The organism is Streptomyces aurantiacus (assembly GCF_027107535.1).
GTDB lineage: Bacteria > Actinomycetota > Actinomycetes > Streptomycetales > Streptomycetaceae > Streptomyces.
On the sequence record NZ_CP114283.1, the window covers coordinates 8,483,049 to 8,504,555 of the forward strand.

The 21,507-nt window shown below is 69.8% G+C and carries 18 protein-coding genes; 6 read left to right on the top strand and 12 right to left on the bottom strand.

Annotated elements, in window-relative coordinates:
• Positions 1 to 104: 104 nt before the first annotated feature.
• Positions 105 to 1,259 carry a cystathionine gamma-synthase gene (locus O1Q96_RS39395; protein ID WP_269252664.1) on the bottom strand — a complete coding sequence of 385 codons (1,155 nt, stop codon included), beginning with the start codon at positions 1,257 to 1,259 and terminating at the stop codon, positions 105 to 107.
• Positions 1,260 to 1,424: 165 nt separating this feature from the next.
• Here O1Q96_RS39395 and O1Q96_RS39400 point away from each other — a divergent pair, with 165 nt between their 5' ends.
• Entirely contained in the window at positions 1,425 to 2,543 is a 1,119-nt protein-coding gene (locus O1Q96_RS39400) for a hypothetical protein (protein WP_269252665.1), read from the top strand.
• Positions 2,544 to 2,724: 181 nt separating this feature from the next.
• On the opposite strand, the gene msrA is transcribed toward O1Q96_RS39400, so the two are convergent.
• Complete coding sequence (msrA, locus tag O1Q96_RS39405) at positions 2,725 to 3,237, bottom strand: peptide-methionine (S)-S-oxide reductase MsrA (protein WP_269252666.1); 513 nt, start codon at positions 3,235 to 3,237, stop codon at positions 2,725 to 2,727.
• A 284-nt stretch (positions 3,238 to 3,521) separates the two neighbouring features.
• Between msrA and O1Q96_RS39410 the strand changes: the two genes are divergently transcribed.
• The 3 genes from O1Q96_RS39410 to O1Q96_RS39420 all read left to right on the top strand — a co-directional run bounded on the left by O1Q96_RS39410 (position 3,522) and on the right by O1Q96_RS39420 (position 6,155).
• Positions 3,522 to 4,115 carry a DUF4291 domain-containing protein gene (locus tag O1Q96_RS39410; RefSeq protein WP_269252667.1) on the top strand — a complete coding sequence of 198 codons (594 nt, stop codon included), beginning with the start codon at positions 3,522 to 3,524 and terminating at the stop codon, positions 4,113 to 4,115.
• A gap of 220 nt (positions 4,116 to 4,335) precedes the next feature.
• Positions 4,336 to 4,644 (top strand): hypothetical protein, encoded by a 309-nt coding sequence (locus tag O1Q96_RS39415; RefSeq protein WP_269252668.1) that lies wholly within the window; start codon positions 4,336 to 4,338, stop codon positions 4,642 to 4,644.
• Between the two features lie 158 nt (positions 4,645 to 4,802).
• A complete protein-coding gene (locus tag O1Q96_RS39420; protein ID WP_269252669.1) occupies positions 4,803 to 6,155 on the top strand; it encodes a hypothetical protein in 1,353 nt (450 codons plus the stop codon).
• A gap of 112 nt (positions 6,156 to 6,267) precedes the next feature.
• Here O1Q96_RS39420 and O1Q96_RS39425 read toward each other — a convergent pair whose 3' ends face one another.
• Complete coding sequence (locus O1Q96_RS39425; protein ID WP_269252670.1) at positions 6,268 to 7,308, bottom strand: NAD(P)-dependent alcohol dehydrogenase; 1,041 nt, start codon at positions 7,306 to 7,308, stop codon at positions 6,268 to 6,270.
• Between the two features lie 173 nt (positions 7,309 to 7,481).
• On the opposite strand from O1Q96_RS39425, the gene O1Q96_RS39430 reads away from it, so the two are divergent.
• Positions 7,482 to 8,411, top strand: a complete 930-nt coding sequence (locus O1Q96_RS39430; RefSeq protein ID WP_269252671.1) for a helix-turn-helix transcriptional regulator — start codon at positions 7,482 to 7,484, stop codon at positions 8,409 to 8,411.
• Between the two features lie 143 nt (positions 8,412 to 8,554).
• Here O1Q96_RS39430 and O1Q96_RS39435 read toward each other — a convergent pair whose 3' ends face one another.
• The 6 genes from O1Q96_RS39435 to O1Q96_RS39460 form a co-directional block, all read right to left on the bottom strand.
• Positions 8,555 to 9,325, bottom strand: a complete 771-nt coding sequence (locus tag O1Q96_RS39435; RefSeq protein ID WP_269252672.1) for a group II truncated hemoglobin — start codon at positions 9,323 to 9,325, stop codon at positions 8,555 to 8,557.
• Positions 9,326 to 9,438: 113 nt separating this feature from the next.
• Positions 9,439 to 12,762: a S8 family serine peptidase gene (locus O1Q96_RS39440; RefSeq protein ID WP_269252673.1), complete on the bottom strand. Its 3,324-nt coding sequence runs from the start codon at positions 12,760 to 12,762 to the stop codon at positions 9,439 to 9,441.
• A gap of 150 nt (positions 12,763 to 12,912) precedes the next feature.
• On the bottom strand, positions 12,913 to 13,596 hold the full coding sequence (locus O1Q96_RS39445; RefSeq protein ID WP_269252674.1) for an ABC transporter ATP-binding protein: 684 nt from the start codon (positions 13,594 to 13,596) through the stop codon (positions 12,913 to 12,915).
• Between the two features lie 136 nt (positions 13,597 to 13,732).
• Complete coding sequence (locus tag O1Q96_RS39450) at positions 13,733 to 15,196, bottom strand: ABC transporter permease (protein WP_269252675.1); 1,464 nt, start codon at positions 15,194 to 15,196, stop codon at positions 13,733 to 13,735.
• Positions 15,197 to 15,353: 157 nt separating this feature from the next.
• Positions 15,354 to 16,625, bottom strand: coding sequence for a L,D-transpeptidase (locus tag O1Q96_RS39455; protein ID WP_269252676.1), 1,272 nt, complete (start codon positions 16,623 to 16,625; stop codon positions 15,354 to 15,356).
• A gap of 210 nt (positions 16,626 to 16,835) precedes the next feature.
• Positions 16,836 to 17,177 carry a hypothetical protein gene (locus O1Q96_RS39460; RefSeq protein ID WP_269252677.1) on the bottom strand — a complete coding sequence of 114 codons (342 nt, stop codon included), beginning with the start codon at positions 17,175 to 17,177 and terminating at the stop codon, positions 16,836 to 16,838.
• 110 nt (positions 17,178 to 17,287) lie between these two features.
• On the opposite strand from O1Q96_RS39460, the gene O1Q96_RS39465 reads away from it, so the two are divergent.
• A complete protein-coding gene (locus O1Q96_RS39465; RefSeq protein ID WP_269252678.1) occupies positions 17,288 to 17,632 on the top strand; it encodes an LPXTG cell wall anchor domain-containing protein in 345 nt (114 codons plus the stop codon).
• Positions 17,633 to 17,743: 111 nt separating this feature from the next.
• Here O1Q96_RS39465 and O1Q96_RS39470 read toward each other — a convergent pair whose 3' ends face one another.
• From O1Q96_RS39470 to hutH, 3 genes are all read right to left on the bottom strand, one after another.
• A complete protein-coding gene (locus O1Q96_RS39470; RefSeq protein WP_269252679.1) occupies positions 17,744 to 19,402 on the bottom strand; it encodes a DEAD/DEAH box helicase in 1,659 nt (552 codons plus the stop codon).
• 121 nt (positions 19,403 to 19,523) lie between these two features.
• A complete protein-coding gene (locus O1Q96_RS39475; RefSeq protein ID WP_003969786.1) occupies positions 19,524 to 19,727 on the bottom strand; it encodes a cold-shock protein in 204 nt (67 codons plus the stop codon).
• A gap of 195 nt (positions 19,728 to 19,922) precedes the next feature.
• On the bottom strand, positions 19,923 to 21,461 hold the full coding sequence (gene hutH / locus O1Q96_RS39480) for a histidine ammonia-lyase (protein WP_269253904.1): 1,539 nt from the start codon (positions 21,459 to 21,461) through the stop codon (positions 19,923 to 19,925).
• Between the last annotated feature and the right edge of the window lie 46 nt (positions 21,462 to 21,507).

The window sequence follows — 21,507 nt, forward strand, 5'->3', positions numbered from 1 at the left end:
CCGAAGCCCCCGCCGGCCTCCGAAGGCCCGTGCCTCTGCCTGCCGCCCAGGACGCCACGGGTCAGCGCTGTGCAGGCCGTGCGGGCTTCACTGGCCGCGGTCGCCTAGCCCAGGGCCTGCTTGAGGTCCTCAAGGAGGTCGTCGGCGTTCTCGATGCCCACGGAGAGGCGGACGAGGTCGGCGGGGACCTCGAGGGCCGACCCGGCCACGGACGCGTGCGTCATGCGCCCCGGGTGCTCGATCAGGGACTCGACGCCGCCCAGGGACTCGCCCAGCGTGAACACCTTGGCGCGGTTGCAGACCTCGACGGCCGCCTCCTCGCCGCCTTCGACCTGGAAGGAGACCATGCCGCCGAACGACCTCATCTGCTTGGCGGCGATCTCGTGGCCGGGGTGCTCCGGGAGGCCCGGGTACAGGACACGCGTCACGCGCGCGTGCCGGGTGAGCATCTCGGCGACCTTGGTCGCGTTCTCGCTGTGCCGGTCCATGCGGACGGCGAGCGTCTTGATGCCGCGCAGCACCAGCCAGGCGTCCATGGGGCCGGCCACCGCGCCCATCGCGTTCTGGTGGTAGGCCAGCTCCTCGCCGAGCGCCTGGTCGCCCACCACGAGGGCACCGCCGACGACGTCGGAGTGGCCGCCCATGTACTTGGTCAGCGAGTGCACGACGATGTCCGCGCCGAGCGCGAGCGGCTGCTGGAGGTACGGGCTGGCGAAGGTGTTGTCGACGACGAGCTTCGCGCCGGCCTCACGCGCGATGTGCGAGAGGGCGGCGATGTCGGTGATGCCGAGGAGCGGGTTGGAGGGGGTCTCCACCCAGACGGCCTTGGTCTTCGGGGTGATGGCGGCCCGCACGGACGCGGGGTCGCTGGTGTCGGCGACAGACCACTCCACCCCCCACCGCGAGACGACCTTCGCGAAGAGACGGAACGTGCCGCCGTACGCGTCGTTGGGGATGACCACGTGGTCGCCGGGGCTGAGCAGCGTACGCAGCAGGCAGTCCTCGGCCGCCAGTCCGGACGCGAACGCGAGCCCGCGGCGGCCGCCCTCCAGGGCCGCGAGGTTCTCCTCCAGGGCGGTCCTGGTGGGGTTGGCGCTGCGGCTGTACTCGTAGCCGCCGCGCAGACCGCCGACGCCGTCCTGCTTGTAGGTCGAAACCTGGTAGATCGGCGGGACGACCGCGCCGGTGAGGGGATCGGCGGTGTTGCCCGCGTGGATCGCCACGGTTTCGAAGTGCTGGCTGATGTGCCTGTCGCTCATGGGCACCGAGGGTAATGCGCCCGCGGGGATTGTGACGGCGAGCGGCCGGACACCGGGCCGCGGACCGCTCGGCGACCTCGCCCTTCCCGCCCCTCCGGCAAGGTTTTCCACAGAAGCGGCCGACCTGGTTGGCCAATTGCCGGAGGCGTCTGCTTCGCTTGTCGTATGGAGATTCTCTGGGTCCTGATGGCGCTGCTCATGATCGGGTTCGCCCTGGGGCCGATCCTGAGGCGCAGGCGTGCCGGAATCACGCAGGTCGCCCCCGGCGACCCGGACGCCGCCGACCCGGCGAACTACGGCTTCCTGCGCCAGGAGGAGCTGGACATCCGCATGCCCGGCCCCGACCAGGATCTGCTGGAGGTCCTCGACCTGGTGCAGCGCGGCCAGGACTACCGCGCGGCCTCACAGCTCCTCGCGGGCACCGAGTCGGAGGGCGAGCGGCGCTGGCAGCGCGTCCAGGCCTTCGCGGGCGCCGCCTCGCTCGAGCTGCAGCAGCGCCCCGGCGGGGTGAGCGACAGCCCCGGCGGCCAGTGGCTGCGGGTGTGGCGTGCCGAGAAGCCCAAGGACGCGGGCGGCGCCGCCGTGCACGCCGAGTTCCTGGTGCAGCAGGCGTGGCGCACGTCGACACCGGGGACCGACGAGTTCCGGATCATCATGGAGGAGGCGCGGGCGGCCTGCGGCGAGGCGGCACTGCTGGCGCCGGGCGACCCGATCCCGTACGTCATCGAGCTGTCGGTGGCCCGCGGGCTCGCGTACTCCCAGCCGGAGTTCGAGAAGCTCTGGCTGAAGATCCTCGACCGGACGCCCGCGCACATGGGGGCGCATCTGGCGGCGCTGCACTACTGGTGCGAGAAGTGGCACGGCTCACGGGAGACGGCGTACTCGTTCGCGGAGGCGGCCGCGGCGCGCGCCCCCCAGGGGTCCCTCCTCGCCGCCATGCCGCTCTTCGCGGTCTTCGAGCACCTGCCCGAGGTGAATCTCGTCAGCGGCTTCTACCAGAGCGAGGTCGTGACCAAGGCGGTCCACGGCGGGCTGTTCGCGGTCCATTCGGCCCGCTCCGACGACCCGATGCTCGCCCACGTCCGCCATCTGCTGATCTTCTTCCTGGTCCGCGGCGAGCGCTGGTCGGAGGCGATGAACCAGCTGGTGCACGTCGACGGCCACGTGGGCGCCCTCCCCTGGACGCTGACGTCGGACCCGGCGGCGGACTACGCGGTGTACCGGGCCCTGGCGGTGGCGGGATACGAGGCGAACGGCGGCAGCCCGGCCACGCTGTCGCACTGAGCGGAGCCCGGGGCGCGCCCTCCGCCGCCCCGGACGGCGCTCATCCACTCGCTGTTGCCCTTCCCCGGCTCTGTCCGCGGTCGGCGCCCTTCTTCGGCACCGGGTCACCACCGGCCCCGCGGGCGCGGGAAGGCCCGGCTGCGGAGCCGCGGCCCGGTCGTCTCCGGGCCGCCTCGCGCGGTCAGCTCTCCGCGCGAGCCGGCAGCCGCCATCCCGAGCGCGGGAAGTGGCACGTGTAGCCCTCCGGGTAACGCAGCAGGTAGTCCTGGTGCTCGGGCTCGGCCTCCCAGAAGGGGCCGACCGGCTCCACCTCGGTGACGACCTTGCCCGGCCACAGTCCGGAGGCGTCCACGTCCGCGATCGTGTCCTCGGCGGTCCGCTTCTGCTCGTCGTCCACGTAGTAGATCGCCGAGCGGTAGCTGAGGCCGATGTCGTTGCCCTGACGGTTCTTGGTGCTCGGATCGTGGATCTGGAAGAAGAATTCCAGGATCGCGCGGAAGCTGGTCTCTTCAGGGTCGAAAAGGATCTCGATGGCCTCCGCGTGCGTACCGTGGTTACGGTACGTCGCGTTCGGCACGTCGCCCCCGGTGTATCCGACCCGGGTCGCCGTCACCCCCGGGAGCCGGCGGATCAGGTCCTCCATCCCCCAGAAGCACCCACCCGCCAGCACGGCCTTCTGCGTCTGCGCAGCCATTGCGGCCCCTCCAATATCTGTCAGCTCGGTCACTCGGGCTGTTCTCGGCTCGCACACCGCCGACTACCTGCCCACTCCCCACAACGCGTGAGGGTTCCAGGCGATTCCGTACCCGCCCCACCGGCCGTGCCCCGGCGACCACCGGCCACCGCGATCAGTGCACCACCCTGTGGTCCGCCCTCACGCCGACAGGGTCGCTGAACGTCGAACCGTCGCTGCCGGGATGGGTCACACGGTCGAAAACCGATGGCATGCAGGAATCCGCCGGCCCCACCCTGTACCGCATGGAAGAACCGCAACGCATGATCCGTGCGCTCCACACCGAGTCCACGATCACCGTCTACCAGGCGTACTCCCCGGAGATCGGCCTGCCCGCGGCCCGGGACGGACGCTTCCCCGCGGCGTGGAAGCGGGATCGGATGACATGGATCAAGCCGTCCTTCCTGTGGATGATGTACCGCTGCGGCTGGGGCGCCAAGGCCGGGCAGGAGACTGTTCTGGGCCTTGAGATCCGCCGGGAGGGGTTCGAGTGGGCGCTGCGTGACGCCTGTCTGTCGCACTACGTCCGCGGGCTGCATGCCGACCAGGCCGACTGGAAGCGGCAGTTGCGGCAGGCGTCGGCGCGGGTGCAGTGGGATCCCGAGCGTGATCTGCGGCTCCGGCCACTGCCCCACCGCTCGCTGCAGCTCGGTCTCTCCGGCGAGGCCGTGCGACGGTACGCGGACGAGTGGACGGTCGCCATCAGAGACGTGACTCCGCTCGCCCACGAGATCCACGCACTCGTCCGTGCCGGCGATCTGGACTCCGCAGCCCGTCTGCTGCCCCAGGAGCGTCCCTACGCCGTCGGGGACGACGTACTGGCCCGCCTGCGCGTGTGACCGGGTGGTCGGCATGCCTCCGTGCGGGCTGCCGACCACCGACGGCAGTGATCCTTCGGCGAGGTAGAAGTGCCTGCGGCAGTAGTCGACATGGAGGTGGCCGCCGTCCGCGGCGGTGGCCGTGCCCCGCAGGTTCTATGAGCGCGACTCGGTCTGGATCACCGGGTCGCTCCGCGGCCTCCGTCCGTACAGAGCCCGCGGGTGCCTGGGACAATGCCGCGTGACCCACTACCTGCGATTCTTCTTCGAGGCCGGCGTGGACACGCCGTTGTGGCCGGAGGACATGGCCAGTCCGTACGGCTACCCCTGCCGGCTGGAGCGGCTGCCGATCAGCCCGGTGACACGGGCGGAGTTGGCCAGGCTGTCCGAGCGGTACCAGTCGTCGATCGACTGGGACTACCCGCCTGATCCCTCGCCGTGGTCCGACGAGGAGCTTCAGCTCTTCAAACAGCAGGCGCACGCGGCATTGAGCGCGCTGCGGCGAGAGTTGGGCGCGGGCTGGGTCGTCCGGGACGAGAGCCTCCTGTGACGAGGCGAGGACTCCGGGCGTTCACAGTCGCTTCCGTGACAGCGGCGCGACCGGCGATATCGTACCCATCATGACAGGTCAGAGGCTGTTTTCGTAGGACCAACGGCACAGCTCGCACGCCTTGTTGGGCCCGTGACCGGACCCTCAGAATCGCCGACATGGATCACACCGAGAACGTCGATCAGGATGCGGTGCTGCGCGCACGGACGATGCTGCTCGGATCAGGCAGGCCGGACGTCGGCCGGCAGGTCGAGGCCTACCGGGTGCTGTCGGCGGTGAGTCCGCTGACCTACCTGCCGAAACTGACGGAGGCACTGCTCTCCTACGGATACGAGCCGGAGGTACGGGACCTGCCGGACGTACGACTGGCACGGCACGCCGAGGCGGCTGCCGCGGCCCGGCGCATCGACGCGGGCGAACACAACAGGACCGAGTTGCTGGTGCGTGCTCTGTCCACGTACCGGCGCCAGCTCTGTGCCGCCGGACAGCGGGCGGAGGCCCTCGCCGTGTGTGAGGAGATGGCAGAGGCCGGGCGGTGGGGTTTCACACACGGCCAGGTGTCGAGCCCCGTCTACGGGCAGGGACCGCTGGCTGTCGTCCTGGCCGAGGAAGGACGACACCGGGAGGCCGCGGAACTCTGCGGGGAGTCGGTACGAATCGCTCGTTCGAAGAGCTCGGCAGAGGACTCGGAATCCCGGGCGACCTCGGAGAGTTCGGAGGCCCCGGAGGCCTCTTCGTGGGAGCTGCTCGAATGGGCGGCCGAACTGGACGCCGCCGGATGCCACGACGCGGCACTGGAGGTCTTCGCGGACATCGTGGCGGTCTCCCGCGCCAAGGCCGCCCGGAACGGCACCGCGTTGGCCATCCTGATATGGCAACTCGTCCACCGTGCAGGGATGTTGGACGCTGCCGGGCAGCGCGTCGAGGCACGGGCCGCCCGACTGGAGGCCCTCGCCTTCCTGTCCGAGCTGGACAGGACCGGGGAACGCGAGAGCTGGAGCAACATCCTGACGTGGTGGGTCACCCTGTACGCCTTGTCGGGCCGGTCCGCGGAACCCCCGCCGCGTCCCGGGTCCCCGGCGCCTCCGTTCGGCTCCCCGTTCCTCGACTGGTCGCCCGACGTCCAGCAGGCCTACGTCGACGGCCTGGCCGCCCTCGAAGAACAGGCCGCCGGACTGAAGGAGGCCGCCCGGGCAGAGCCGTCGGGACGTCTGCCCGAAGCGGTGGCCCTGCACCGGAGGCTCACCATCCGTGCGGCTGTCCGCCGGGAGAACCGCTCCCACCTCATCCTCAAGCCCCTCCGCCCGCTCTTCGACGAAGGTGTGGCGCTCGCACGCGACGCGGCCGACGCAGCCGCAGCCGCAGCCGACGAGGCCGGCACGGCCGGCAAGGAGCAGAGCCGGGAGGCGCTGGCGCGGGCCTTGACCGACCGTTCCATGTTCCTTGTCGCCGCCAAGCAGTACGGCGAGGCCCATGACGACTACCGCGAGGCCCTCGGCCTGCTGGGCTGACGGGTCACGGCACCGTCGAACGCCTCTGGAGGACAGAGCACAGCCCTGTCCTCCAGAGGCGCGGTCGGAAACCGTGGCGGGAACCGCACCCGGCGCCCGGACTCCGGTGGAGCTAGATCGTCGCGGTGTCGATCACGAAGCGGTACCGCACATCGCTGTTCAGCACCCGCTCGTACGCCTCGTTGATCTCGGAGGCGCTGATCAGCTCGATCTCGGCGCCGAAGCCGTGCTCGGCGCAGAAGTCCAGCATCTCCTGGGTCTCCTGGATGCCGCCGATGCCCGACCCGGCGAGGGTCTTGCGGCCGGCGATCACCGAGAAGAGGTTCAGGGAGACCGGCTCCTCGGGCGCGCCCACGTTCACGAAGGCGCCGTCCGTCTTGAGGAGGGACAGGAAGACGTCCAGGTCGAGCGTGGCGGACACCGTCGACAGGATCAGGTCGAAGGAGCCGCGCAGCTCCTCGAAGGTCTTCGGGTCGCTGGTCGCGTAGTAGTGGTCGGCGCCCAGCTTCAGGCCGTCGTCCTGCTTGCGGAGCGACTGGGACAGGACGGTCACCTCGGCGCCGAGCGCGTGCGCGATCTTGACGCCCATGTGGCCGAGGCCGCCCATGCCGAGGATCGCGACCTTCTTGCCGGGGCCGGCGTTCCAGTGCTTGAGCGGGGAGTACGTGGTGATGCCGGCGCACAGCAGCGGCGCGGCCTCGTCGAGGGCCAGGCCCTCGGGGATACGGACGGTGAAGGCCTCGTCGACGACGATGTGGGTCGAGTAGCCGCCGTAGGTGACCTCGCCGTTCTTGTCGAGGGCGTTGTACGTGCCGACGTTGCCCTGGGTGCAGTACTGCTCCAGGCCGGCCTTGCAGTTCTCGCACTCGCGGCAGGAGTCGACCATGCAGCCGACGCCCACGCGGTCGCCGACGGTGAACTTGGTGACACCGGGGCCGACCTCGGTGACGACGCCGGCGATCTCGTGGCCCGGGACCATCGGGAAGATGGCCTCGCCCCAGCCCTCGCGGGCCTGGTGGATGTCGGAGTGGCAGATGCCGGCGAACTTGATCTCGATGAGGACGTCGTGCTCGCCGACCGGACGACGCTCGACGGTCGTGCGCTCCAGGGGAGCCTTGGCGGCGGGGGCGGCGTATGCGGCGACAGTGGTCATGCGGAGGGTTCTCCTAAGAGGTGGATCTGCGCCCGGCCTGCCTTCCAGCCGGGTACGTGCTACAGCCTGCCCTCTTTCCCGGCCGTCACCCAGACCACGGTTCTGCGTACGTTCGCTGGTCCTACTACTGGCAGGGGCAGGTTCGTGTGCGTACCACCGTGAATACTGGACGTATGGACGAACAGCCCTCTCAGGACTCCGCGGGCGCGGCCGGACAGGTGCCGGGGCGGCCGCTGGACCAGCGTGCCGAGCTCAGCGAGTTCCTGCGCACGCGCAGGGCGCGGCTGAAGCCGGAGGACGTGGGGCTGCCTGACTTCGGGCGGCACCGCCGTGTGCCGGGGCTGCGCCGTGAGGAGCTGGCGCAGCTGGCCGGGGTCTCCGTGGCGTACTACACCCGTCTTGAGCAGGGCAACGGACGGAACGTGTCGGCGGAGGTGCTCGACGCGATCGCGCGCGCACTGCGGCTGAGCGGGGCCGAGCACGCGCATCTCACTCATCTGGCGAAGCCCAAGCAGCACAAGAAGAAGCCGTCGGCCCGGCCGCAGCAGGTGCGGGTGGCGATGCGGCAGCTGATCGACACGTTCGACAGTGTGCCCGCGTACGTCGTGGGGCGGCGCTCCGAGATCCTCGTGTGGAACCGGATGGCCGCCGCCGTGTTCGGTGACTGGGCGGAGCTGCCCGCGCACGAGCGGAACTGGGCGCGGATGGTGTTCCTCAAGCCCGAGTACCGCGACCTGTTCGTGGAGTGGGAGCAGAAGGCGTCCGACATCGTCAGTTTTCTGCGTATGGACGCGGGCTGCCATCCGGACGATCCCCGGCTGTCGGCGCTGGTCGGTGAGCTGTCGGTGAAGAGCGAGGAGTTCCGGCGGCTCTGGGCGACGCACGACGTCAAGGAGAAGAGCCACGGGGTGAAGCGGCTGCATCATCCGCTGGTGGGTGAGCTCACTCTGTCCTTCGAGACGTTCCGGCTCCCCGACGACGATGAGCAGTCGGTGGTGACGTATCACGCGGAGCCGGGGTCGCCGTCGGCCGAGGGGCTGCGGTTGCTCGCCAGCTGGGGCACGGACGCCACCCGGGCGGGGTCCTCGACGCCTCGGGCGTAGCTCTCCCTGTGTCCATCTGGGCCCGCCTGGGCCCGCCTGGGCCGCCCGCCCGTGCTCGTCCTCGGACGCCCGATGCCGGACGCCGGACGCCGGACAGGCTGAGGGATTCAGCCTGTCCGGCGTCCGGCATCCGATGAGCACGGTCACGGCTGGTACGGCGGGGCGGCGCCCCACGTCCACTTCGGGACGGGCTGCTCCGCCGGAGGCGCCGCGTCGGGTCCGGAGAAGTGCACGGCGAGCCGCGTCCCCCACTCCGCGTACGCGACGAACGCCGAACGGAACTCGGCGTCCGTCGGCAGGCCCGCCTCGTCCGCCGCGTCCTGCAGCAGGTTGACCCAGCGCCGCCGCTGGACCTCCGTGATGCTCTTCCCCAGGTGCTTGGCGACCATGTGGCCGTGCCCGCCCTGCGTCTCGGAGTAGGCCGCCGGGCCGCCGAAGACCTCGCCGAACCAGGCCGCGACATGGGACGCGTGCTCGGCGGCGAGCCCTTCGAAGACGGGCGCGAGGACGTCGTCCTTGAGGACCTTGTCGTAGAAGACCTCGGTGAGCCGTGTGAAGGCCTCGGCGCCCCCGGCCCAGGAGAACAGCGTGGGCACGGACGCCCCCGTGCCCCGTACGGTCGTCGGCTTGTAGTGGCGCATCTCCTGGATGGACCCGACGAACGGGCCGATCTCGGCGACGAAGTCGGTGAAGAGGTCGGACTCGCGGAAGCCCTCGATGTGGTCCTCGGTGGACGTCCAGGTGATGCGGAGCACGAAATGCTCGAAGTCCTCCTCACAGCGCGCCAGTTCGTAGTCGACGCACTGCGGGGCCGCCGCGAGCTGCGCGGCGGCCCGGGTGTAGGCGGCGAGGAACTCCGCCGACTGCTGCTCGGGAATGAGGTACCGGATGTACTCAACGGTGTGCGCGGTCATGCCCCCACACAAACACGGACGGCCCGCCGGAGGCTCTGCTTCCGACGGGCCGTTCGCGTAAGTCAGCGTTCAGCGAACCAGGGGATCAGCCCCGAGGGGCCGGCCCCGGCGGCTCACTTCCCGTAGTACGCGTTGTAGATCGAGATCGTCGACTTGTTGCCCTTCTTGTCGGTGATCTTGGCGTGGAACGAGATCCCCTTGCCCTTGGCGGGGTTCGTCACGCTGATCTTGCCGTTCTTGACGGTGACCTTCTTCCAGGTCTGGCCGTAGTCGTACGACACGTACGTCGCGAGCGACTTCAGGTTCTTGCCCGCGGCCGAACCCTGGACGGTGACCGGGACGGAGACCTTCTTGCCCGCCGGGGCCGTGCTGTCCAGGCTCACGGGCGCGTTGAAGCGGACCGAGGAGGCCGGCAGCTTGGCGCTTTCGACCTTCTTGGAGCGGAACGTCCAGCTGGCGTCGATGCGGGTGGAGGCCGCCGCGACCTTGACGCTGCGCTTGACCGAGGTGGTCAGCTTGTACGAGGCGTCACCGGCCGGAACCTTGAAGACTCCCTCGCCGAACAGCGGGTCCGTGTTCGAGCCGACCTTGGTGCCGTTGCGGTAGAGCGTCGTGGTGACCGAGGAGAAGAGCGAGGAGCCGGCGTGGGTCTTGCCGTCGGCGAACAGCGGGACGACACCGTAGATGTCGTTGCCCTCGCGCTGGAGGCCGAAGCCGGAGCCGAGACGCGGGCCGAAGACGGCCGTGTTGTAGGTCTTCTCGTAGCTCTTGCCGCCCGTGAAGGTCTGCGACTTGCCGAGCGTGTAGTAGGCCTCGATGATCGGGAAGCCGTCCGGGTCGACCCCGCCGTGCTGCTCGAAGTTCTGCTCCCACTTCACGCCGTTCGCGGTGGAGACGTGCACCTTCCGCGTGCTGGGCAGCGTCTGCGGGACACCGATCGCGGAGGCGCTGGAGCTGCCCGGCAGCCAGCCCAAGGTGGTGACCGCGCCCTTCTTGCCGCTCGTCGAGGCGCCCAGGCCGACCTTCAGCGTGGCCAGTTCGCTCGCCTTGTAGTGCTTGGTGTATCCGGTGGCGAGCTTCTTCACCTTGCCGCCCGCGACGGTGTTGTACTCCTCACCGTCCTTGGCCCAGTGACTGCCCCACTGCTGGTACAGCGAACCGTCGGTGACCTCCGGACCTGCGTGCGCGGTACGGAAGTTGGCGTACGTGTCCAGCCACCAGCCGAACCCGTAGCTGTTGTTGCCGACGTCGACGGTGTAGTCCGGCGAGGCGAACTCCGACTTGGCGTCCGGGTCGGGCACGGTGATGTCCACCGGCTTCGCCGTCCGCGCGTCCACCGTGATCGTGGTGTTCCTGGTGATGCTCAGCTTCGGCTGGGCCACCCAGTCGGCGCCCTTGGTGAAGTCCTCCGGGTCGACGAAGAACGCCGAGTTGAGGATGAAGCCGCCCTTGGGCACCCGGACCTTGACGGTGCCGGACTCGTCGTACGGCTCGAACCACTTCTCCGCGGCGAGACCGGAGACACCGGTCAGGTCGGCGTTGTAGTACTTCGCGGGGTTGCCGTCACGGCCGATCATCTTGAGCGTGACGTCGTACGACTCGGCCTCGCGCTGCACGGCCGCTGCCGTGCGCACGCTCTGGCCGGCGCCGGTCGCGCTCACGTACGCCGAGTAGCCGCCGTCGAGCGTGCCGCCCAGCTTGGTGTTGACCGTGAGGTCGGCTGAGGCCGTGCCGCCCGCGGGGACGGTCAGCGTCTTGGCACCGAGCGTGAAGAAGCCGGCCGGTGCGGCCTGCCCCTTCGGGTCGGTGCCGGCCGCGGTGAGGTTCAGCGTGACGTCGGTCGTCCCGAGGTTCTTGTACGTGACCTTCTTGGTGACCGGGGTGTCGTCGGTGTGCGGCCACTGCTGGATGCCGAAGCTCAGCGACGACGGCTCGGCGATCACGGTCTGCTTGATGGCCTTGTCGACCTGGATCCGGCCCGAACCCTGCTGGAACGCCGTGTACTTGCCGCCCTTGGCGGAGCCGGTCAGCGCGGCCTTGAGCTCGACGTACGTCCAGTCGGGGTGCTGCTGCTTCAGGATCGCCGCGGCGCCCGCTGCATGCGGGGTGGCCATCGACGTACCCGAGATGGTCACGTAACCGGCCGGCTTCTCGCCGACCTCGTCGGCGATGACGCTGCCCGGGGCGGAAGCGGCCGTGATGTCCACGCCGGGCGCGGTCACGTCGGGCTTGATCTGCCCGTCGAGGCCGGGGCCCGTGCTGGAGAACTCGGCCAGCTTGTCCGCGTCGTCGACGGCGCCCACGGTGAGCGCGGCCTCCGCGCTGCCCGGGGAGCCGACCGTCTGCTCGCCGAACTCGCCGTCGTTGCCGGCGGCGATGGCGAAGAGAACGCCCTTCTCCTTGGACAGCTTGTTGACCTGGGCTTCCATCGGGTCGATCTCGGCCGTGTCACCGCCGCCCAGGCTGAGGTTGATGACCGCGGCGCCCTGCTCCACGGCCCAGTCCATGCCCGCGATGATGCCCGAGTCGTCACCGAAGCCGTTGTCGTCGAGCACCTTGCCGTTGAGCAGCGTGGCACCGGGCGCGACACCCTTGTACTTGCCCGCGGACTTGGCGCCCGTGCCGGCCGCGATGGACGCGACGTGCGTGCCGTGGCCGAACTTGTCGGTCGCGTCGGGAGCGGTCGAGAAGTTCTTCTCTGCGACGACCTGGCCCTTGAGGTCCGGGTGGGTCGCGTCGACACCCGTGTCGAGGACGGCGATCTTGACGCCCTTGCCGTCGAACCCGGCGGCCCACGCCTTGTCGGCGCCTATCTGCTTGACGGACTTGTCGAGGCTGGCCTTGCGGACGCCGTCGAGCCACACATGGGCGATACCCGAGGCCGTCTTCGCGTCACCGCCCTGCGAGTCGGTGACCGCGGACCAGAGGTCGGAGGCGTCGGCCTTCGGCGTCAGCACCGCGTCCGCGTTCAGCGACTTGAGGGTCCTGCGGACCTTCGTTTCACCGGCCTCGCGGACGTCCGCCTTCGCCGCGGCTGCCGCGCCGCGGTAGCCGACGATCAGCTTGAGGCCCTGTTTCTGGGCCTTGCGGCTCGCCGACTTGTTGAGCTCGGTGACGTCGAAGAGCCGCTGGTCCAGCTTGCCGGTGGCGATGAGCCGCGCGGCGTCGGCCGGCACGACGAGGGTGTGTCCGTCGGCCTTGCGGATCTGGACGGGTATCCCCTCGCGGCCCTTGGCCCGCTCCAGACCGGTGACCCGGCCCTTGTCGTCGACGACGACACGGTCGCCGGTGATCAGGGTGATGCGGTGCTTGGGCACGGTCTGCAGGGCCGCGTCACCACCAGTGCGCTTGGCCTCCGCCGACGCCGGGCTGGTCATGCCCGCCGCCAGCGCCACGGCCGCCGCCGTGGCGATCGTGGCCGCGCACGCTCTTTTCACTTGTCTGCGCAAGTCTCCCCCTGGAGATCAGGTCCGGGATGAATCCCCGTTCATCCGGCCGGGGGACATCCCGTACGCATGCTCGCGCGCATCCCCCCGGAATACTCAGTATGCCGGGGGGTGAACAGGTGCTCAATAGTGAGACGAGAGTCAAGAGTTCGCATTTTCCCGGACGGTGATCTTTCCCTTCCGGATCGTGGCGACCCTCGGCGCCTTTTTCGCGATCGCGGAATCGTGCGTGACCATGATGAAAGTGAGCCCGTGTTCCTTCCACATGGTGTCGAGTACGTCCATGATCTCGTCGCGCATGGACTCGTCGAGGTTGCCGGTGGGTTCGTCGGCGAGCAGCACCTTCGGCTGCTTGACCAGGGCGCGGGCGATGGCGACGCGCTGCTGCTGGCCTCCGGAGAGTTCGGCCGGAAGGTGGCCGAGCCGCTCGGCGAGCCCGACGGACTCCAGTGCGGCGGCGGCCCGTTCGCGCCGTTCCTTCACTTTCGTCCGCAGAGGTACGAGGGCGGTCTCCACGTTCTCCTGGGCGGTGAGAGTGGGAATGAGGTTGAAGCTCTGGAAGACGAATCCGATGTTCTCGCTGCGCACACCGGTGAGTTTGGTCTCGGACAGTCTGGCGAGATCCGTTCCGTCCAGTTCGATGCTTCCGGAGGTGGGCCGGTCGAGGCCGCCGAGCATCTGGAGAAGGGTCGACTTGCCGCCGCCGGTGGGGCCCTGGATGACCAGACGGTCGCCGTCCCCGATGGTCAGGTCGACCCCGTCGAGCGCGTCGACGGTCTCCTTGCCCCGCTTGTAGCGCTTGGTCACGCCGGTGAGTTCGTACATGGTGCGACTCCTGAGGTCTGGTGTGCGGATGCGCTCCGCGGGGCGAGCGCGAGGGGTGCGGGCCGTCTGTGGCCGGTCGCGCTTGTTCCCCGCGCCCCTGACGGGGCGCGGCGCGTCGGGGGCGTTCGGGCTACGGCTACTCGACGCGGCGCAGGGCGTCCGCCGGGCGGAGCCGGGAGGCCCGCCAGCCGCCGAAAGCGCCCGCGATCAGACCGCCGGCGACGGCGAGGCCGACCGCGACGGCGATCGTGCTGAGGGCGACGGGCGCGGTCAGTGCCACGTCGAGGGCCTTGGACGCCGTCTGCCGGGCCGGTCCGCCCATGCCGCCGCCGGGGCCGCCCGCTCCCGGTCCCCCGCCCGTGGAGCCGAGTTCGGCCTGGAGCGTCGGGCTGACCGCGGTGACGGCGTAGGCGCCGGCGAGGCCGAGGGCGATACCGAGGGCGCCGCCGACGAGGCCGTTGACGACGGCCTCACCGACGACCTGCCGGGTGACGCGGCCGGACTTCCAGCCGAGCGCCTTGAGGGTGCCGAACTCCCGTACCCGGCGGGAGACCGCCGACGAGGTGAGCAGTCCCGCCACCAGGAAGGCAGCCACGAGCACCGCGATCGACAGCCACTTGCCGACGTTCGAGGCGAGGTCGGAGGCGGTGGAGAGGGAGCCGGAGACGGTGTCGGCGAGGTCGGCGGAGGTCGTCACCGTCGTACCGTCGATGTTCTTCTGGATGGTCGACTTGACGGTGCCGATCGCTTGCGAGTCGGACGCCTTGACGTAGATCGTGGTGACCTTGTTCTTGGAGTCGCTGAGCGTCTGGGCCTGCTTGAGCGGGAGGTAGAGGTTGGCGGCCGCGTCCCCGCTGTCGGGCGTCGCGATGCCGATGACCTCGTACTTGACGCCCTTGACGGTGACCTTGTCGCCGAGCGCCAGCTTCTTCTCCTTGGCGTACGAGCTGTCGGCGACCACGACCTTCGCGTCGGTCTCGGAGGTCCTGAACGTCCGGCCGCTGGTGATCTTCGACGAGGTGAGCGGGCCGAGCGCGGGCTCGGTGACGTCCGTGCCGTACACGGAGTAGTTGTTGACGTCGAAGTCGGCGCCGCCGCCCTCGACACGGCCCTGCGGGGACTGCTGGGCGCCGGGTCCGCCGCCCTGCCCGCCGCCGCCGTTCTGCTGCTGGTCCTGCTGGAACTCGCCCTGGCGGAACTGGCCGCTGACCTTGACGACCTGGAGGCTGAGTCCGCCGACGGCGTCCGCGACGCCGTTCTGCGCACCGACCTCGGCGACGGTGCTCGCGGCCAGGGTCTGGAAGCCCTGCACCATGACGCGGTCGCTGCTCTGCTCGTCCTCGGAGTCACTGCCCCGGGCGTCGAACTGGAAGCGCGGGCGCTCGCCCGTGCTCGACTGCGCCTGGGCCGCCTTGGTGACCGTCATGTCCGTGCCCAGCCCGTACAGCGACTGGAGGACCTTGCCCTGCGCCTTCTCCATGCCGGACGACACGGAGCTGACCACGATGACCAGGGCGATGCCGAGGGCGAGTCCGGAGGCGACGACGAGCGCCGCCTTTCTGCGGCGGCGCAGTTCGCGCCTCAGGTAGGTGAAGAACATGGCCGCAAGCTAGGGACGCCGCGTGATGGCGGGATAAGGCCCGCATAAGAGAAGGATGAGAAGGAGTGCGGACCTCGTGGACGCTTTGGGCCCGCTGTGAAAACGCCGAGGGCGGCTGCTCTGTGAGCAACCGCCCTCGGGACGAGGCGTGTTCGGGTCAGACGGCCGAACCGGCCTTCCACGCCGCCCAGTCCATGTTCCAGCCGTTGAGGCCGTTGTCCGGGGCCACGGTCTTGTCGCCGGTGTTCCGCACGTCCACGACGTCACCGAGGATCGAGTGGCTGAAGAACCAGCCGCCCGGGGTGTTCGGGTCGTTCGCGCCCTTCGTGTCCGACAGGCCCACGCAGCCGTGGCTGGTGTTGACGCTGCCGAAGATGGACTTGGCGCCCCAGTAGTTGCCGTGGATGAACGTGCCGGAGTTCGACAGACGCATCGCGTTCGGAACGTCCTTGATGTCGTACTCGCCCTTGCCGTCGTCGTCCGTGAAGCCGACGGTCGCGCCGTTCATCCGGGTCTCCTTGAACTTCTCGGAGATCACCATCTTGCCCTCGTACGTCTTGTTCTCGGGCGAGCCGGCGGAGATCGGGATGGTCCGGATCGTCTTGCCGTCCTGCGTGACCTTCATGGTCTTGGTCTTCGCATCGACGATCGAGACCTGGTTGCGGCCGATCTTGAAGGTGACCGTCTTCTGCTGCACGCCGTAGACGCCGTCGGCGCCCTCGACACCGTCGAGCTTCAGCTTGAGGGTGACAGTGGAGTTGCCCTGCCAGTAGTCCTCGGGGCGGAAGTCGAGACGGTTGGCGTTGAACCAGTGACCGACGACCTCCTGGCCGCTGCTGGAGGAGACGGTGATCCCCTTCTGCACGTCGGCCTTGTTGGTGATGGCCTTGTCGAAGGTGATCGAGACCGGCATGCCGACGCCGACGGTGGAGCCGTCCTCGGGCGTGAAGTTGCCGATGAAGCTGTTGGCCGGCGAGACCGTCGTGAACGACGCGTTCTCGTGGGCGGCGCGGCCGCTCGAGTCCTTGGCCGTCGCGGCGATCTTGTAGGCGGTGGCGCGCTCCAGCTGGCCGCTGGGCTTCCAGCTCTTCTTGTCCGCGGATATCTCGCCCTCGACCGCCGCACCGGCGCTCGTCTTCATGGTCACATCGGTCAGTGTGCCCTTGGTCACAGTGACCGCGGCGGCACTGTTGATGGAGGCGTTGTCGGAGCCGTCCTTGGGTGTGATCTTGATCTGGGCCTCGGAGGCCTTCTCGGCCGCCGCCTCGTCGACCTTGGACTGCGAGGAGCCGTTCCCCCCGTCCTCACCCTTCGGGTCGTCGCTGCCGCCTCCGCTGCACGCAGAGAGCACCAGCACCCCGCCGAGCAGTGCGGACGCGACCGTGAGGCCCTTGCGCCGCTTACTGTCCGTCATCACACGCTTCTCCATCGTCGCCGATTCCCCAAAAGCCCGAGAGTCCCCGTAACACCTGTCAACGCTACGACCGGTTCGTCCCGTTCCACATCCATCACAGGTGTGGGGCACGCCACGTCGATCCACGGGGATACGCCTGGTGCGGGTGTCGGTCACTGCGTCCTGTGAGACGACAGAACCCCGGGTGGCGGTTGCCGCCCGGGGTCACGATTCTCCCAAGCGGCGTCAGCCGGTCGCTTCTTCCTCGTCTCCGGCGCCATCATCCTCGTCGAGATCCCAATCCGGCGAATCGGGGTCGTAGTCGATCCGCTCGCTGCTCCACGACGCCTGCGCGAGTTCGACCCCCGGCAGGTCCCCGACCAGGTCGAACGGGTCGACCAGGTACGCCAGGGCCTCGGCCGTGTCTTCCGTCACTGCGCTCTCGGCGTGGGTCCGCTCGTCGGCCGGGATCTCGGGGTCCTCGGCGATGCGCCCCAGCGCCGCCTTGGTGAGGGTGTTCTCGTCCTCGACCTCGATGATCAATTCGACGCGCAACCGCACAAAACGTGATGTCTCAGGTGTGCTCATACGTCGGAGCGTACGGCTCATGGCCACCGTGACTTTCCCGTGACCCGCACCTTTCACTAACATCGCCCCACACGGCCAATTCGCCAGCGTCACAAGGGGATCGATATTCCGTGTCCGCACGTCGATCGTTGCTGACCGCCACCGCCGCGGGGACCCTCCTGGGTGCCCTGTGGTTCGTTCCGTCCGCCAAGGCGACGGACGACAAACCCGCGGAGTACAGAACACAGACGACGACGACCTCGATGCTCGGCACCACGGCGGACACGTCCACCGTGGCGTCCGAGGAGACCTCCGCCGAGACGACCGGGGGCGCGTCCACGGACACCCGCACCCGGCTCGCCGACACGGGAAGTTTCAACACGACCCCGTACGTGGCCGGGGGAACCCTGTTCCTCGGCCTCGGGGCGGGGTTCGTCGTCTACTCGATCCGCAGGGAGCGCACGACCCTGTACTGAGTACTGAGCGGGGCCGGGCCGCCGGGGGCGCCCCCTCGAAGGGGGCGCGGGGCACCGCGCGGGCGGCCGCGTCGAACACGCGGCCGCCCGACGGCCACTTCCCACGAACTCTCAGGCGGACCGGCGCCCGCCGCCGCCCTGCCCGCCGCGCGTACGCGAACCCGCGCCCGAGCGACCACGGGAAGCCGCCACCGCGCCGGATCCGGAGCGTGTACCCCCGCCGGCACCGGTACGGGTACCACCACCGGCCCCGGACCGGCCGCCGCCACCGGCACCGCCGCCCGAGCGCGTACCGGCCGCGGCCGCTCCGCGACCACCGCCCCCACCGCGCCGGCTCCGCGACTTCGCCTGCGAAGGCTGGGCGACCGCGGGCTCCGGCACGGGGATGACGACCGGGACGCCGGACGGCTCCCGCGCACCCGTGATCCGTACGAGTTCGTCGTCGCTGGACTTGATGCGGGCCGTGCGCGGGCTGATGCCCGCGTTGACCATCAGCTGGGTCATCTCCCGCTTCTGCTCCGGCAGGACCAGCGTGACCACGCTGCCGGACTCCCCCGCGCGAGCGGTACGGCCGCCGCGGTGCAGGTAGTCCTTGTGGTCGGTCGGCGGGTCGACGTTCACGACGAGGTCGAGGTCGTCGACGTGGATCCCGCGTGCCGCCACGTTGGTGGCGACCAGGGCGGTCACCAGACCGGTCTTGAACTGGTCGAGGGTGCGGGTGCGCTGCGGCTGGGAGCGTCCGCCGTGCAGGGCGGAGGCCCGTACGCCGCTGGCGAGCAGCCGCTTGGTGAAGCGGTCCGCCGAGCGCTTGGTGTCGACGAAGAGGAGCACGCGCCCGTCGCGGGCGGCGATCCGCATCGCGACGGCCTTCTTGTCCGTCTCGTCGGCGACGTGCAGCACGTGGTGCTCCATCGTCGTCACCGCGCCGGCCGAGGGATCGACAGAGTGCACGACGGGGTCCGTGAGGTACATCCGTACGAGCTTGTCGATGTTCTTGTCCAGGGTCGCCGAGAACAGCATGCGCTGCCCGTCCGGCTCGACCTGGTTGAGGAGCGCCGTGACCTGGGGCATGAAGCCCATGTCGGCCATCTGGTCGGCCTCGTCGAGGACGGTGATGCCCACCTGCGCGAGGGTGCAGTCACCGCGGTCTATCAGGTCCTTGAGGCGCCCGGGCGTGGCGACGAGCACCTCGGCCCCGCGCCGCAGCAGACCGGACTGCTTGCCGATGGAGAGCCCGCCGACGACGGTCGCGAGCCTCAGGTTCACGGACGTGGCGTACGGCGTGAGCGCGTCGGTGACCTGCTGCGCCAGCTCGCGCGTGGGCACCAGGACGAGCGCGAGCGGTGCCTTGGACTCGGCACGACGGCCGGCCGTGCGGGCGAGCAGCGCGAGGCCGAAGGCGAGGGTCTTGCCCGAGCCGGTGCGGCCCCGGCCGAGGATGTCCCGCCCCGCGAGGGAGTTGGGCAGCGTCGCGCCCTGGATCGGGAAGGGCTCGGTCACACCCTGGGCAGTGAGGGTCTTGGTGAGCGCGGCCGGCATGTCCAGCGCGTCGAAGGACTCGACGGAGGGCAGTGCGGGCGTGAGCGTCTGCGGGAGGGTGAACTCGCGCGGCGCGGTGGACTGCGCGGCGGGCTTCTTGCGTGCGTTCCTGCCGCCGTTGTTCGCGGAAGCCGCCGGGCTTCCGCCGCGTGTGCCACGAGAGCCGCGGGAACCCCGGGAATTCACCGGGCGCCCGCCGGTGGGTCGTTCAGGACGTTCGGATCGAGTCATGCTGGATCTGGAATTCCTTCCTGGGCCTCACGGTTTCCCGCGCAAAGGACACACGGACAGCACAAGCCGGGGCCCGCACCCGAAGGTGCGGACCCCGGCTCGCGTGATGCGCGTCCCGGAATTAGGCGGGGACGATGTTCTCCGCCTGCGGGCCCTTCTGACCCTGCGTGACGTCGAAGGAGACCTTCTGGCCCTCCTGCAGCTCACGGAAGCCAGAGGTGGCGATGTTGGAGTAGTGGGCGAAGACGTCGGCGCCGCCGCCGTCCTGCTCGATGAAGCCGAAGCCCTTTTCGCTGTTGAACCACTTCACGGTGCCAGTAGCCATGTCATTTCTCCTTGGATAGGTGTGTGGCTCCCATCCGGAAATGACCGGAAAAACAAAACGCGCCTGAGAGAGGAATCCTTTCAGGCGCACAAGTTAATGGGTACCAAAAACGTTTCGTTAAGAACCCTAGCACACGAGAAGGCGGGGCCGCTGTGACCGACACGACAGCCCCGCCCGCACGGAAAGGAAGGCGCGTCAGGCGAGCGGGCCCGTCACGGGTTCCACCGCCGCGACGAGGTGGCCGCCGCGCACGAAGGCGTCCGCCGCGGCCAGGTCCGGGGCGAGGAACCGGTCCGGTCCCGGGCCCGCCACTCCGGCGGCGCGGGCGGCGGCGATGGCGGCCTGCGAGGCGGGCGCCGGGGTGAGTCCGGCGCGCAGCTCGACGGCCCGTGTGGCGGCGTACAGCTCGATGGCGACGATCCGGGCCAGGTTGTCGACGGCCGTGCGGAGCTTGCGGGCGGCCGACCAGCCCATCGAGACGTGGTCCTCCTGCATGGCGGAGGACGGGATGGAGTCGGCGGAGGCCGGGACGGCGAGCCGCTTCATCTCGCTGACCAGGGCCGCCTGCGTGTACTGGGCGATCATGAGGCCGGAGTCGACGCCCGCGTCGTCCGCGAGGAACGGCGGCAGGCCGTGCGAGCGGTTCTTGTCGAGGAGCCGGTCCGTGCGGCGCTCGGCGATGGACCCGAGGTCGGCGGCGGCGATGGCGAGGAAGTCCAGCACGTACGCGACGGGCGCCCCGTGGAAGTTGCCGTTCGACTCGACGCGGCCGTCGGGCAGGACGACCGGGTTGTCGACGGCGGAGGCGAGTTCACGGTCGGCGACCAGGCGGGCGTGGGCCATCGTGTCGCGGCCGGCGCCGGCGACCTGCGGGGCACAGCGCACGGAGTAGGCGTCCTGCACGCGCGGGGCGTCGTCCTGGTGGTGGCCCGTGAGCTCCGAACCCTTCAGCACGGCCAGCATGTTGGCGGCGCTGACGCCCTGGCCCGGGTGGGGGCGGATGGCGTGCAGTTCGGGGGCGAGGACCTTGTCGGTGCCGAGCAGCGCTTCCAGGCTGAGGGCCGCCGTGATGTCGGCGGACTTGTAGAGGGTGTCGAGGTCGGCGAGGGCCATGACCAGCATGCCGAGCATGCCGTCGGTGCCGTTGAGGAGGGCCAGTCCCTCCTTCTCGCGCAGTTCGACGGGCTCGATGCCGTGTGCGGCGAGCAGTTCGCCGGCCGGGCGGATCTCGCCGTCCTGGCCTTCGGCGTCCCCCTCGCCCATCAGTGTCAGGGCGCAGTGGGAGAGCGGTGCGAGGTCGCCGGAGCAGCCGAGCGAGCCGAACTCGTGGACGACCGGGGTGATGCCGGCATTCAGGATGTCGGCCATGGTCCGCGCGACGGACGGCCGTACGCCGGTGCGGCCCGAGCAGAGGGTCTTCAGCCGCAGGAACATCAGGGCTCTGACGACCTCGCGCTCGACGCGCGGCCCCATCCCGGCGGCGTGCGAGCGCACGATGTTGCGCTGCAGCTGAGCCCGCAGCTCCGGGCTGATGTGCCGGGTCGCGAGTGCCCCGAAGCCGGTGGAGACCCCGTACACGGGCTCCGGTTTGGCCGCGAGCGCCTCCACGATCTCGCGGGCCGCGGCGAGCGCCGCCACCGCCTCGCCGGAGAGTTCGACGCGGGCGCCGCCGCGCGCCACGGCGAGAACGTCGGACGCGGTGACACCGGTCGTCCCCACCACCACAGTGTGCATATCCATATTCAGGAGCGTACGCAGTGAATGTGATGGTGTCACTAGT

Bases quoted from the DNA above. Each gene is read 5' to 3' on its own strand.
- O1Q96_RS39395 (WP_269252664.1), bottom strand. From the start codon at position 1,259: ATGAGCGACAGGCACATCAGCCAGCACTTCGAAACCGTGGCGATCCAC.
- O1Q96_RS39400 (WP_269252665.1), top strand. From the start codon at position 1,425: ATGGAGATTCTCTGGGTCCTGATGGCGCTGCTCATGATCGGGTTCGCC.
- msrA (WP_269252666.1), bottom strand. From the start codon at position 3,237: ATGGCTGCGCAGACGCAGAAGGCCGTGCTGGCGGGTGGGTGCTTCTGG.
- O1Q96_RS39410 (WP_269252667.1), top strand. From the start codon at position 3,522: ATGGAAGAACCGCAACGCATGATCCGTGCGCTCCACACCGAGTCCACG.
- O1Q96_RS39420 (WP_269252669.1), top strand. From the start codon at position 4,803: ATGGATCACACCGAGAACGTCGATCAGGATGCGGTGCTGCGCGCACGG.
- O1Q96_RS39425 (WP_269252670.1), bottom strand. From the start codon at position 7,308: ATGACCACTGTCGCCGCATACGCCGCCCCCGCCGCCAAGGCTCCCCTG.
- O1Q96_RS39430 (WP_269252671.1), top strand. From the start codon at position 7,482: ATGGACGAACAGCCCTCTCAGGACTCCGCGGGCGCGGCCGGACAGGTG.
- O1Q96_RS39435 (WP_269252672.1), bottom strand. From the start codon at position 9,325: ATGACCGCGCACACCGTTGAGTACATCCGGTACCTCATTCCCGAGCAG.
- O1Q96_RS39445 (WP_269252674.1), bottom strand. From the start codon at position 13,596: ATGTACGAACTCACCGGCGTGACCAAGCGCTACAAGCGGGGCAAGGAG.
- O1Q96_RS39450 (WP_269252675.1), bottom strand. From the start codon at position 15,196: ATGTTCTTCACCTACCTGAGGCGCGAACTGCGCCGCCGCAGAAAGGCG.
- O1Q96_RS39455 (WP_269252676.1), bottom strand. From the start codon at position 16,625: ATGGAGAAGCGTGTGATGACGGACAGTAAGCGGCGCAAGGGCCTCACG.
- O1Q96_RS39460 (WP_269252677.1), bottom strand. From the start codon at position 17,177: ATGAGCACACCTGAGACATCACGTTTTGTGCGGTTGCGCGTCGAATTG.
- O1Q96_RS39470 (WP_269252679.1), bottom strand. From the start codon at position 19,402: ATGACTCGATCCGAACGTCCTGAACGACCCACCGGCGGGCGCCCGGTG.
- O1Q96_RS39475 (WP_003969786.1), bottom strand. From the start codon at position 19,727: ATGGCTACTGGCACCGTGAAGTGGTTCAACAGCGAAAAGGGCTTCGGC.
- hutH (WP_269253904.1), bottom strand. From the start codon at position 21,461: ATGCACACTGTGGTGGTGGGGACGACCGGTGTCACCGCGTCCGACGTT.